This is a genomic window from Anaerosporomusa subterranea, assembly GCF_001611555.1.
In the GTDB taxonomy this organism is placed as follows: Bacteria; Bacillota; Negativicutes; order Sporomusales; family Acetonemataceae; genus Anaerosporomusa; species Anaerosporomusa subterranea.
Genome location: NZ_LSGP01000008.1, coordinates 42002 through 54419, shown reverse-complemented (window position 1 = coordinate 54419; position 12418 = coordinate 42002). Strand labels below are relative to the sequence as shown.

The 12418-nt window shown below is 42.4% G+C and carries 14 protein-coding genes; 7 read left to right on the top strand and 7 right to left on the bottom strand.

Features of this window, described 5'->3' with window-relative positions; translation table 11 throughout:
* Positions 1–229, top strand: a 229-nt coding sequence (locus AXX12_RS19765) for a hypothetical protein (protein ID WP_231881775.1), incomplete at its 5' end; no start/stop codon positions are given.
* 183 nt (positions 230–412) lie between these two features.
* Here the strand turns inward: AXX12_RS19765 and AXX12_RS03185 are convergent.
* Complete coding sequence (locus AXX12_RS03185; RefSeq protein ID WP_066238087.1) at positions 413–766, bottom strand: hypothetical protein; 354 nt, start codon at positions 764–766, stop codon at positions 413–415.
* 160 nt (positions 767–926) lie between these two features.
* On the opposite strand from AXX12_RS03185, the gene AXX12_RS19960 reads away from it, so the two are divergent.
* On the top strand, positions 927–1052 hold the full coding sequence (locus AXX12_RS19960; RefSeq protein ID WP_269448381.1) for a hypothetical protein: 126 nt from the start codon (positions 927–929) through the stop codon (positions 1050–1052).
* A 564-nt stretch (positions 1053–1616) separates the two neighbouring features.
* On the opposite strand, the gene AXX12_RS03175 is transcribed toward AXX12_RS19960, so the two are convergent.
* The 5 genes from AXX12_RS03175 to AXX12_RS03155 form a co-directional block, all read right to left on the bottom strand.
* Positions 1617–2276 carry an ABC transporter ATP-binding protein gene (locus tag AXX12_RS03175; RefSeq protein WP_066238081.1) on the bottom strand — a complete coding sequence of 220 codons (660 nt, stop codon included), beginning with the start codon at positions 2274–2276 and terminating at the stop codon, positions 1617–1619.
* Positions 2277–2280: 4 nt separating this feature from the next.
* Positions 2281–3882 carry an ABC transporter permease gene (locus AXX12_RS03170; protein WP_066238078.1) on the bottom strand — a complete coding sequence of 534 codons (1602 nt, stop codon included), beginning with the start codon at positions 3880–3882 and terminating at the stop codon, positions 2281–2283.
* A gap of 86 nt (positions 3883–3968) precedes the next feature.
* On the bottom strand, positions 3969–5036 hold the full coding sequence (locus tag AXX12_RS03165) for a Fe(3+) ABC transporter substrate-binding protein (RefSeq protein ID WP_197470631.1): 1068 nt from the start codon (positions 5034–5036) through the stop codon (positions 3969–3971).
* A gap of 193 nt (positions 5037–5229) precedes the next feature.
* Positions 5230–5643, bottom strand: coding sequence for a DoxX family protein (locus AXX12_RS03160; RefSeq protein WP_066238075.1), 414 nt, complete (start codon positions 5641–5643; stop codon positions 5230–5232).
* Positions 5644–5726: 83 nt separating this feature from the next.
* Entirely contained in the window at positions 5727–6176 is a 450-nt protein-coding gene (locus AXX12_RS03155) for a MarR family winged helix-turn-helix transcriptional regulator (protein WP_066238073.1), read from the bottom strand.
* A gap of 157 nt (positions 6177–6333) precedes the next feature.
* Here AXX12_RS03155 and AXX12_RS03150 point away from each other — a divergent pair, with 157 nt between their 5' ends.
* From AXX12_RS03150 to AXX12_RS03130, 5 genes are all read left to right on the top strand, one after another.
* A complete protein-coding gene (locus tag AXX12_RS03150; RefSeq protein ID WP_066238072.1) occupies positions 6334–7503 on the top strand; it encodes an HD domain-containing phosphohydrolase in 1170 nt (389 codons plus the stop codon).
* Positions 7504–7896: 393 nt separating this feature from the next.
* Positions 7897–9129: an NAD(P)/FAD-dependent oxidoreductase gene (locus tag AXX12_RS03145; protein WP_066238069.1), complete on the top strand. Its 1233-nt coding sequence runs from the start codon at positions 7897–7899 to the stop codon at positions 9127–9129.
* Between the two features lie 122 nt (positions 9130–9251).
* On the top strand, positions 9252–9923 hold the full coding sequence (locus AXX12_RS03140) for a response regulator transcription factor (protein ID WP_066238067.1): 672 nt from the start codon (positions 9252–9254) through the stop codon (positions 9921–9923).
* Between the two features lies 1 nt (position 9924).
* Positions 9925–11226, top strand: a complete 1302-nt coding sequence (locus AXX12_RS03135) for a sensor histidine kinase (RefSeq protein WP_066238065.1) — start codon at positions 9925–9927, stop codon at positions 11224–11226.
* Between the two features lie 80 nt (positions 11227–11306).
* The gene (locus tag AXX12_RS03130) at positions 11307–11735 is read left to right on the top strand and encodes a DoxX family protein (RefSeq protein WP_066238059.1); all 429 of its coding nucleotides are present in this window, start codon (positions 11307–11309) and stop codon (positions 11733–11735) included.
* A 286-nt stretch (positions 11736–12021) separates the two neighbouring features.
* Here the strand turns inward: AXX12_RS03130 and AXX12_RS03125 are convergent, their stop codons facing one another.
* Positions 12022–12261, bottom strand: a complete 240-nt coding sequence (locus tag AXX12_RS03125; RefSeq protein ID WP_066238056.1) for a CDGSH iron-sulfur domain-containing protein — start codon at positions 12259–12261, stop codon at positions 12022–12024.
* Between the last annotated feature and the right edge of the window lie 157 nt (positions 12262–12418).

Genomic DNA, 12418 nt, shown 5'->3' with positions numbered 1-12418 from the left:
TTGTTCAGTTTTCAAGGAGCTTTCGGTTGCCACCGTAATTGGGGCGACACCTTTACATAATATCACGGCTTGTTTGCCAAGTCAATACGTCTTTTCTGGAAACTCACCGACCGTTTGTACGGTAACCGCTTTTCAGCGGCGGATACATATCATACCACGGTTACTTTGCCGCGTCAATATGTATATTATGGATATAAGGATGCTAATCGAGCGAACTCGTCTGGCCTAAACACTATCGGTTTGATAATACCGTCTGATTGACGGATTTACATCTTACTATACCCAGCATTCTCTGTCAATAGGGAGAGTTATCGGCTTCGCCTTGGCTGGCTATATGACGTTAATTCTGACTGGATGCTTCGGAATGTTACGGAAAAAACACGAAACTAAGTTGATGGGGATAGTCACTGGTTTACCCTTTCAAGACATATATGCCTGATAGGATGAGTAAAAACCCCAAAGAGAGTCGAGCAACATCTGGTCTTTCTCCCAAAAGATAATAACTAGCGATCGTCAGAAATATGTAGTAGAAAAAGGTTTGGACAGCAGCAGTGAGCGGAAAACTTTTGAATATATCCTGGGCTTTTATAAACCCAATCCCCAAAGCTGAATTCGCAATCCAGATCGGAATGATGATGTAGGCATTGAATTTTAATATATCCAAAGAATTTGGTGCTACAGTCTTAACTTGCCATGCCATGAGCAGGGCAATGATTGCTGAGCCAAACGCAAGGTAACCCAGACTTAACATAGATTTTCCTTTCATGTCCTTGGTCTTTCTAGCTTATTTTAGCCTACTCCTCGCCTCAATCCGCTTAACCGGCAAGATCAACGCGGCCATGGTAACGTATCTCCCTCAGATCATATTATTTCATCCGAAGAATGACCTACTACGTCATGGGAAAACTAACGGTGGAGGTGACAGCGTGAAACAACAAAACTCAAATGACTCTTTAGAACAGAAGCGCGAGAAAAAATACAATCAAGAAATCAAAAGTGATCCTCGCTCGGAAAGTAAACGTACAGACGGTCCTATTCACCCATCAACCTAAGAGCAGCCGGGCTGCTCTTTTTCAACGCTAAAAATTTTGCTGCCTATGGGCCGAGTCGTTTAAGCGGCGGGAATTGCTTGAGCAACAGGAAAATTTTTTTTGAGAATCATCCTGCACTGTCAGCCTTAAGACTTCAAGATTTTTTGCTGATTCTTGTTTTTACTCTATAAAAGTTGACCACCTTAACAACAAATTCCTGTAAGCTAGAATTGATGAGAACTAGCTTATGGGAGCTCTACTATAGATTTTTATTATACACTATTCTTCCAGCATCGCAACATACTGAGCAGATTATTAGCCCTTCTTATTTCATCTGTTGTGCTTTTCTCCATTAAATTAACACTTTGATCCGGAGAGCAACCGCAATCCGTCGACCATGTAGCTAATAGCCGATTGTGGACTCAGGAAAAGTAGCCACGAGCCCTCTTCCTCTGTTAAACAATAGGGAGAAGAAATATAATGACAGTCTTTTTCCTTATGGTCGATAAAAAAACAGACGCTAACCAATGAGCGTCTGTAATCTAAGATTCAATGAATTTATATGAAAGTTTAGCCGCATAACCATTAACAAACGCTAGGCATCAATGCCGGTACAATTGTGATTGTCCTCTCTGATAGATCTTCTACGTCTGATTTATCATGTGTGACAAATATGCAGGTAACCGATTCCGCCTTCAAAATCGTCCGAATTTCCATACGCATCTTCTGTTTCAGTTCACAATCTATATTACTAAATGGCTCATCCATTAGCAGTAGGTCGGGGTTGGGCGCTAGTGCCCTGGCAACTGCTACTCGCTGTTGCTGACCGCCACTAAGCTGATAAGGGTATCTATCTTTGTACTCACTCATATTGATCAAGGCGAGCAACCGGTCGATGCGCACCTGACGTTCTCTTTTAGGCATTTCCGATAAGCCAAAAGCTATGTTGCTATACACAGTAAGATGCGGAAATAGTGCGTAATCCTGAAAAACCATGCCTATCCTTCGTTTCTCAGGAGGTACAAACGTAGTCTTATCAGCTACTATTCGGTTATTTACGGTAATAGTACCAGCATTCGGAACTTCTAATCCCGCTATAAGGCGTATTACTGTACTTTTGCCGCTACCGCTTAAGCCGATTATAGAGACGATTTCACCCTTCGCTGCCTGAAGATTAAAGTCCTTAAGAACATACTGACCGGTGCCATCATATTTAAACGAGATATCCTTTAGGTCTAAGAACATACAGTCACTCCCTTTCTACTCTGGACAAGTAGTAAACCGAAATAGAACAGATGGCTATTATTATCAGCGCCGCTGGAGCACTATGTTGAATCCGCTCATCATGGGCGTACTCGTAGATTTTCGTGGCGAGCGTATTGTAATTAAATGGTCGTAAGATCAGGGTTAACGGCAGTTCTTTAACCATATCGACAAATACTAGGGAACAGGCGCCAATTAGAGATGGAATAATCATCTTAAAATCCACTTTGAAAAACGTTCGAGTAACGCCGAATCCCAAAGTTCGCGATGCTTCAAAATATGTCTTCCCAATTTTCTCAAAACCACTCTCAAGTGAGCTGCAACCCACTGCCAAAAATCTAACTATATACGCGAAAAACAACATATATGCACTAGTGATTATAGAGAAAGACCAAAAACTCTCAGTGAAGTCATTTAGCCACATAAACAGTATCAAGACTCCAATGGAGATAACGGCTCCCGGCGCTGAATAGCCTACAGCGGTAAGCCTGCTGGCAATCTTAGCGAACCTACTTCGACTGATTCGTGCGCTATTTGTTATCAAAATAGCGCAGCAAACTATAATCACGGCGCAAACAACTGCTGCGACCACAGTATTCACTGTCGCCTCCAAAAAGCTCGGGTCTAACACCTCTTCATAAGTCATGTATGCCCACGCAACTAATTGGAATAAAGGAATAAGGAATCCCAAACAAAATACTGCAAAGCAATAAAAGCACGCTGCCAGTGCTTTTGTATTTGGCAGAGGCTGCGGGGTCAGTACCCTGACTTTGGAGGTCGCAATAGCGAATCGTTTTTGCCCCCTAACCACCTTCTCTGCCAGCATTATCAGTATAATGAATCCCATCGAATACACGCATAGTCTAGCAGCAGAGCTAATATCGCCCATGCCGAACCATACCTTGAAAATGGCAACGCTAAAGGTGTTGATTCCAAAATAACTCACAACTCCGTAGTCATTAGCAACTTCCATAAGCACTAATGCAGAGCCTGCGGCAATGACGCCTCGCGAAACCGGCAAAATCACGCTAAAGAATATTTGCGTATAATCCTTACCAAGCATTCTCGCGCTTTCAATTAATGAAGCCGTATACTTTGCTAGAAAAGCCCGGCTAATGATATACACATACGGAAACAAGAAAAAGGTAAAAACGAAAATTGCCCCAGGCATGGACATAATGTCAATAAAAATCATTTTGCCGGAAGCCCATGCCAAAAAGTTGGTAATTACGCCAGTGTAACTAAGCATGCCACTATATGTATAGGCTCCAATATAGGCCGGTATTGACAAGGGAAGAATGAGTGCCCACTTAAAAAACCTTCGAAACGGGAAGTCAAAGACTGTAACTAGATATGCCAGACTAACACCAATAAACGATGCAAAGAATCCCGAAAACGCAAACAGAATGGCTGTATTTACTATATAATCCTTAAGCAGATATTGCTTGATATGTAACCAATTTTCTGTCTCATTCGTGATAACGCCAAAGACTATATTCACCGCCGGAATTACAGTTGCTGCCACAACAGCAAAGGCCAAAAGGCTCCATACATTCGTTTCTGTAATTATATTTTGCAGTCTTTTCAATGTCATAATTCCTTTCAAAAACGGGACTGATATTGGTTAAAGGAACAAGCATGATTGGAAATCATGCTTGTTCCTTTATGAAGAGCTTACTTCCAGCCTACTTCATCAAATATTTGAACTGCTCTCTTGTTGTTTTCACCTAGCTTAGAAAGGCTGATGTTCTGCTTCTTAAACGTCCCCCACGACTTTAGGAGATCAGAGGGCTCAACAGCAGGATTGACCGGGTACTCAGTGCTTGCCTCGGCAAACGTCTTTTGTGCCTCGGCCTCAGACAAAAATTCTAGAAGTTTCACAGCATTAGCGACATTCTTAGATGTCTTTACAATTCCCGCGCCACTTACATTAACATGAGTACCTGTCGTATTTTGGTTTGGGAAGAAAACGCCTAGTTTCTCAGCAGCCTTAACTTCTTGCGGGTCTTTAGAATTCAGCATCTGTCCGAGGTAATAGGAGTTCATAATAGCCACATCGCCTTTACCTGCAGCTACCGCCTTAGCTTGGTCTCTATCCCCGCCCTCAGGTTGCATCGCCAAATTATTAACTATCCCTTTAGCCCATTCCTTGGCTTTTGCTTCACCGTTGATTTCGATAAACGAGGCAAGCATCGACTGACTATAAATATTGTTGGAGGAACGAGTCAATACTTTGCCCTTCCACTTAGCATTGGTTAAGTCTTCATAAGTCGAAAGCTCGTCCTTGCTCACCCGGTCTTTCGCATAAACCAATACTCTGGCTCTCATTGTCAAGCCAACCCACATCTTATCTTTGTCGATAAAATTGGCAGGAATATTTTTTTCGAGTATAGGGCTAGTTATCGGTTGTAACAAACCTGCCTGTTTTGCTATGTAAAGATTACCTGCATCAGACGTAATATATATATCTGCCTTGCTGCTGTTTCCCTCTGTTTTGATCCGTTGGATAAGTTCTTCGCCACCGGCTTTAATAATATTTACTTTAATGCCTGTTTTATCAGTAAACGCCTTATATATTGCGTCATCAACACCTGGATAATGTCTGGCAGTATAAATATTAACCTCTTTTGACTCAGTCTGAGTAGTCTGCGTTGCAGGCGATTGCTTCGTCGACACACATCCAGCTGCAATCATGGATGCAAGTAGTAGTAGCGATAATAGTAGGGTGATGGGCTTCTTCACTTTCTTCCAATACCTCCGTTATGTATTTAGTCGATAATGATTTTCATTATCACGAACAATAATATAACATACTTAAATATGCTAGGTCAACTAGCGATTAATATGATTTTCTGCCAATTTTTTTCCATCAACCCAGCCATGACTCTATAAAAAGGCAGACCTTGAACTTTAGATTTCAAGGTCTGCACGATTATTACCTTAACAAACGCTCGTCAATACTATATCTTCCGGGTCCCATCAATATTAAGCTCAGAAATACAATACCTACCTCAATCGCCTGGGAAGCTCCGCCTAATCCAGCTCCGCTGCTAAATTTCAAAACAACCGCGACAATCATATTAAAGCTCAAAAACATAGCAACTGGGCGGGTTAAAAGACCGATAGCAATGAGAAAACCGCCAATGAATTCGGTAACGGCAGACATGAAACCCCAAAATGCGGGGGCAAAACTTACGCCTAGAAACTTCATTGCCATCCCGAGCTTAACCCATGTCTCGGTTCCGCCTACTATTTTAGGCCACCCGTGATACATAAACATGAGGCCAATTCCCACCCGCAGCAATAGGATTCCCAACTCCCTATACTTGTCCCAACGTCTAAATAACATGTCCTTCCTCCTCGTACTTTTCTCAACTTCAGCTTAACCATCTTGCAATAATCTTAAATTTAAGATATGTGCTAACAAAATTCTTATTCAGGATTATTAGCGTATAGACCAATTTTCTTGACTAGTTGGATTGCAAGTTGCTTTTCCTCTTGCGTTAATCCCCTAAAAGCCTTCGCTAAGGCCAGAGCATGATGCGGGAAAATCTCGCCTAATAGACTCCGCCCCTTTTCTGTTAACATCGCATACACGATTCGCCTGTCTTCTTCGCAGGGATTTCGCTCAAGCAACCCCTTTTTCTCCAGCTTATTGACTACATAGGTGATACTACCGCTGGTAATTAAGATCCTCTCCCCAATCTGCTGCAACGGGTGAGGTCCTTTGTGATACAGCAACTCAAGTACGGCGAACTCCGTTTGATTCAGCCCGTAGTTCCTAATATCACGCCGGTCAATCTCCATCAATGTGTTATGCGTACGTGCAAGGACAGTAAACAACTTTAACGATAATCCCTGATCATGGTCATCTTGGCTCATTGTCACACTCCCAAGCAGTGTAGTATAATATTCTTAATTTCAAGATGATTTTAAAATATACATAAACGAATGTCAAGGGAAAACGTATTACATGACACATTGGATTTAAGATATGTGATAAAAAGCAAAAAAGCTGCTCTTCAAAGGAGGGAATTCCTTGTTTGACGTAAGTCACGTTCTTTCTGCCTTTTCCTTAGCCTTAGATATTGCAGAAAATCAACCCCTACAACATGCTCAAAGAACCGCGTATATTGTGCTCCAAGTTAGCAAGGAACTGGTAATACCCTCTGAGGATATGCAAGACTTATATATTGCCGCGCTTTTACATGATATTGGGATAACGCAGGCGAAAGCCGACGCGCATATTGACCCAAACCAACTCGTCTCCCACTGTGTCAACGGGCAACAAATAGTAAGGTCCCTCCCCTTTGTTTCAAGTAAAGCGGGAGACTATATTGCTAACCATCATGCAAACTGGGACGGGAATAGTCCCTTCCAGGTAAGCGGAAATGACATCAGCCTAGGTGCTCAGATCATATATTTATCGGATCAAATCGACCTAAAGTTGCGAAATGTGTCTTCGATATATACCGAACGTGATCATATCTTAAATTTTGTGCAGGCCAGTACAGGCAGTCTGTTCAATCCAGTTGTTTGCGAAGCCTTTTATGCCGTACAAAGTAGAGAAAAGTTTTGGCTGGACTATAGTACAAACGGGATCGAGGATGCCATCCTTTCGAATCCATACAATATTGTCAACTTTGACTTAAAAGATTTTGAAACTATAGCAACTACTTTCGCAAAAATAATAGATAACAAATCCCCCTTTACTCATTACCATTCACAGGGAGTTGCGGAGCTAGCAACGAAACTAGCAAAACACTACGGGTTTGACGACGATACTGTCCGAATGCTTAACATCAGCGGACTGCTGCACGATCTGGGAAAACTAGCAATACCTAATGATATCTTAAATAAGCCAGATAAATTGACTCCCGTTGAATATCAAATCGTAAAAAGCCATGCGTATTATACCAAACGGATTCTAGCGAAGATCAAAGGATTTGACAAGATTAAAGATTGGGCCGGAAACCATCACGAGGCAATTGACGGCAGTGGCTACCCGGAAGGCTTCTCCGGTTCTAAATTAAGCATTCCTGAGCGAATAATCACTGTTTGCGACATCTACCATGCACTAGTCGAGGAACGTCCATATCGGGTGAAGCCAATGTCTCAATTGAAGGTCTACGAGATTATGGATGATCTTTCAAAGGGCGGAAAGATTTGTCCAGATGTTCTCCAATCTCTCAAGGAGATACTCAGATAAGTATTTCGCTCCTAGCTAATTCAGTTCTTGCTAATGCAAGGCAGTGTCAGTAATGAATATTGAACCTTTTTGTTAGTATTTCCGTGCGGTGTAAGCTATTAACCCTCATGATATAAAACCTCGCATTTCTCCCTGTGAATTGGCGAATAGCCACTAACAGGAATGCGGGGTTTTTATTTTTACTTTTTCTCCATTGTCGGTGGCGGTCAATCTCGCCTTACTAAAGTAATAATTAACTATTTTATATCAGCTTATCTTTCATCTGCTTTTCATTAAGCAGCTATATGATTACTGCGAGTAGAAATACACTGCAATCTTTTGCTGAAACCAGAGAGTAGCTGCAGATATAGCTATTAATGAGTTATTAATTATATCTTATGAGGTGTTGAAAGTATGAAGCACGTAGTTATTATTGGCGCTGGATTTGGCGGAATTCGGGCTGCAAAAGCGCTAGCTCGTTCAGATATTCAAGTAACAGTTATAGACAAACGGAACTATCATCTGTTCCAACCTCTGCTTTATCAAGTTTCTACTGCGGGCTTATCAGTCGACGATATTGCTTATCCAATCAGAGCAATTGTAAAGGGTCTAAAAAATGTGCAATTTAACATGGATGAAGTAATTGATATCGATTTAAATACTCGCCGTGTAATCGGTAAAAATGGTATTACTAATTATGACTTTCTCGTAGTGGCTACCGGAGGGACAACAAATTACTTTGGGATGAAACGTGTCGAAGAATATAGCTATGGCCTAAAAACCCTAGATGAAGCAGTAAATATTCGAAACCATATTCTACGAAAATTTGAAGAAGCATCCTTTGAGGATAACCCGGATAAACAGAGAGCACTTCTTACTTTTGTCGTTGTCGGAGGTGGGCCGACGGGTGTGGAAGCAGTCGGTGCTTTGTCAGAGCTAATTCATCATGTTATGGCTAAGGAATATCGTAATATTGACTTCAAACAAGTCAGAGTGGTGTTGGTTGAGGCCACGAACAAGTTACTGGCGGCGATGCCTAATGACTTGAGTGAAGCAACTGTATATACCTTAACTAAAAAGAATGTTCAAGTTCGATTAGGTGTTCAGGTGGCAGATTTTGATGGAGAGAAGCTATCTCTTAAAGGTGGGGAAATTATTAATACCCACACTGTTATTTGGGCCGCCGGTGTAAGAGCTGGTGACTTAATAAATAAGTTAAATATACGTCAAGACCATCTGCAAAGGGCGATAGTAAATGAACACCTTCAAGCCCCTGATTATCCAGACGTCTTCATTATCGGTGATGCGGCGCACTTCGAACAAAACGGAATACCGTTGCCCATGGTTGCTCCTGTTGCCACTCAGCAGGCCGACGTAGCTGCTGATAATATTTTGAATCTGATAAGCGGGAAACCCTTAGGCCAATTTGCATTTAAAGATGTGGGCAATATGGCTACTATTGGTAGAAATGCTGCTGTGCTTCACATCGGGCCTATTAAACTCAAGGGGTTCTTGGCATGGCTTTTCTGGTCTCTGGCACACATATGGCTACTAGTTGATTTTCGTAATCGAGCGGTAGTATTTATGAAATGGATTTGGGATTACTTGTTTTACGAACGCGCAGCGAGAATTATTACGCGACAATAACCCAATTCACGCCGAATTTCTTTCCGACTATGGCTGAAACAAAAGAGAACAGTGCAACATATTGTAAATCCATCTTGACGATGTTGCAGGGAAGTAACACCTATAAAAGAGGAGGAAATCGCGTGCGTGTTCTGCTCGCTGAGGATGATCGGCGTCTAGGGAATTTATTAACACATATGCTAAATGATGAGAATATCCCGGTCGACTGGGTCCAGCAAGGGGATACAGCATATGAGTATGCATCCCATGGTGCCTATGAAGTGATTGTATTAGATTGGATGATGCCAGGCCAGTCGGGTATCGAAGTCTGCAAACGGCTCCGGAAAGAAGGATACCAAGGCAGCATCCTTCTATTGACAGCTAAGGATTCTGTAGATGACAAGGTTCTGGGCTTGGAGACGGGAGCGGATGACTATGTTGTCAAACCGTTTGATTTTATAGAGCTTCTTGCGCGTATTCGAGCGTTAGGGAGAAGAGGCAGTGTCCAGTTTCGCGATGAGATCATAACTATTGGGGATCTTGTTGTTAACCGCTCAGCTAAGACTGTCCAAAGGGATGGTAGAGAAATTCAGCTCACAGGCCGAGAATTTCAGTTGCTCGATTTGCTGGTTCAAAACCGTGGACAAGTATTACCCAAGGAGATAATTATTGACCGGATCTGGGGATTAGAAGCGGAAGTTGCTTCCAATAACTTGGAAGCATTTATCCGACTCTTGCGGAGAAAACTTCACCTGCCGGGGGAACGCATTCTAATCCAAAACATCCGGGGTGTCGGCTATAAGCTGGAGGTATAACATGTTTTCCAGGATACGAAATCGACTTACGCTTCTATATACGACAATCTTCACATGCTTCCTGATTTTATTTGCAGGTGTAAGTTACTTGGGATCAACATGGGCGGTATCCTACGAGCTTAATGAAGAAGTTCGCCAACTTTGTCTTAAGGAAGCTGAAAAACAGTTGGAATCGTATAAGCAGAATGGCAAACTTGAACAAGAGTCAGATAAAGAAATTTATGATGCACGCAGCGTTAGCGGAGTTGTCTTTTATTATCTTCTTGATGATAAAGGCAACGTATGGCGTGCGCAGGAACCTTTCCCAGAAATGAGAGAGACTATTTTGGGGAAAATCCGTACATGGCGCAGTAAAGAGGGTCAGACAGAAACTTATAGCGCTTCATTGCAAAACGGGCAGGAAATTAAGGTAGTCATGACAGCACGTGGGATATACGAAAATCAGCAGCTTATCGGAACGCTGTATTTCGGTAAAGATGTGACAGCTTATTATAACGTAATTCAGCATTCCACCCCTGTGCTTATTGGCATTTCCTTTGTCTTTTTATTGGTAGCGGCTGGAGCCGCACATATTTTAGCTGGACGTACAATGATTCCACTTAAGCGTTCCTTTTCCCGACAGCGGGAGTTTGTAGCCGACGCATCACATGAACTACGCACGCCATTAACTGTTCTGCGTACATCAGCGGACGCCATTGCACGTGATGATAAAAACGTAATGTCCTCTTTTTCGCAATTGGTTCTGGCGGATATGAAAGATGAGATCCATAAAATGACAGGGATCGTCAGTGATTTACTGACCCTAGCAAGGGCTGACGCTGGGGCGATAGAGCTATTCAAGGAGCGATTTGATTTTGCCCCTGAGGCCGAGCGAATTATAAGAATGCTTGAGCCTTCAGCTGAAGAAAAGAATATCCAGCTTTTCCTGCAAATATATCATGCAAATGCAATCTATGGAGACAAGGAGCGCCTAAGCCAACTGTTAACCATCTTAGTAGACAACTCAATTAAGTATACGCCCCGGGGGGGAACTGTCATCGTAGCCTTAGCAGTTGAAGAGAGCGATTCAGGCTCACTGTTTCGTATCAGTGTAAGCGATACCGGCGTCGGTATTGAGGCAGAACATCAGCAACAAATTTTCGAACGTTTTTTTCGCGTTGATCAAAACCGCTCCCGTGATACCTCTGGTTCAGGGTTGGGTCTAGCTATAGCGCAGTGGATCGTTGAGGCACACAATGGAAAAATAACCGTGAGTAGCGAACCGGGGAAAGGGAGTACCTTCGCGGTAAGCATACCCATGTAAATATAGAGATGGACAATGACCGGGTCGACACAAGAGCTTATTACCATTAATAAATATTTACAATTCACGGAGGTAGAAAAATGTTAAAGAAACAAGAACTCGGAATTCTGGTTTTACGTGTTGTATTAGGTATCGTATTTTTGGCCCACGGTATGGCTAAATTTAATTCGGGTATCGAAAAAGTGGCAGGCTGGTTTGCCAGCATGGGGTTGCCTGGATTTATGGCTTATTTCGTAGCTACTTTAGAAGTGGCTGGAGGAACAGCCCTAATTGCTGGTCTTGGGACACGCATTATTTCTTTTTTATTAGCAACTACGATGATTGGAGCGATTGTTAAAGTAAAATTGGCTGCTGGCCTTTTGGGTTCTGGAAAGGCGTCCGGATATGAGCTGGAGCTTGTCCTGTTAGCCATGGCGATATGCCTTGCATTAAGCGGCGGTGGAGAATATTCACTAGACTCCCTGCTTTCTAAATTCAATAGCAAGAAGAACGATAATAAAGCAATATAACAAGGCATAATAAACAAGTCGGATTATGCCTGAAGCGGGGACCAGCCGGTCTCCGCTTTGGCGCTTTCCACTATTCATAACAGCCTAGCTTGATAGGCATTTCAGCGAGGTATCGCTCGATGAGTTCAAGTATTGTAGGTAATGATCCGCCTCACGTTGAGCGTAATCCGCTAGAACCATCGCCAAACAAAGCTAGCGCAGCACACAGCGGTCGTGAAGAGGGGCCATGCCAAAACTAAAGTTTCAACACGGCCCCTTTGCTATTCTCTACAAAACTAATCTGCTACTAAAGACTCTTGTGGGTTCCATCACAGAATGGAGGGTTTTTAGTACACTTACATGCACATAAATAAGCTGTTTCATCTTTCTCGGCAGTAAATGCTAATGGAGTAAATGAAGTTCCCTGGTGTGATCCATCACAAAAGGGTTGTTTAGAGCTTTTTCCGCAGGAACACCAATAATAGGTTTCCCCCTTCTTAACTTCAACAGCAATAGGCTCTTTTTTGCCAATTACTGGTTTTTCCATATTTATTCCCCCTTTGCTTCTTTGTCCATTTTCATACTAGCACAAGGCTATTTAACTAGTCAAAGATTTATTTGAAAATTCCAAATAAATCTAATGCTATCTGCTTTTTTGGGGTAATACCCGTCAGATCAATCCCGGTCTTTACACTCATTTTTTT

Coding starts and splice junctions, on each gene's coding strand:
- AXX12_RS03160 (WP_066238075.1), bottom strand. CDS start 5,643: ATGTTATTTAGACGTTGGGACAAGTATAGGGAGTTGGGAATCCTATTG.
- AXX12_RS03175 (WP_066238081.1), bottom strand. CDS start 2,276: ATGTTCTTAGACCTAAAGGATATCTCGTTTAAATATGATGGCACCGGT.
- AXX12_RS03130 (WP_066238059.1), top strand. CDS start 11,307: ATGTTAAAGAAACAAGAACTCGGAATTCTGGTTTTACGTGTTGTATTA.
- AXX12_RS03125 (WP_066238056.1), bottom strand. CDS start 12,261: ATGGAAAAACCAGTAATTGGCAAAAAAGAGCCTATTGCTGTTGAAGTT.
- AXX12_RS03145 (WP_066238069.1), top strand. CDS start 7,897: ATGAAGCACGTAGTTATTATTGGCGCTGGATTTGGCGGAATTCGGGCT.
- AXX12_RS03135 (WP_066238065.1), top strand. CDS start 9,925: ATGTTTTCCAGGATACGAAATCGACTTACGCTTCTATATACGACAATC.
- AXX12_RS03185 (WP_066238087.1), bottom strand. CDS start 766: ATGAAAGGAAAATCTATGTTAAGTCTGGGTTACCTTGCGTTTGGCTCA.
- AXX12_RS03155 (WP_066238073.1), bottom strand. CDS start 6,176: ATGAGCCAAGATGACCATGATCAGGGATTATCGTTAAAGTTGTTTACT.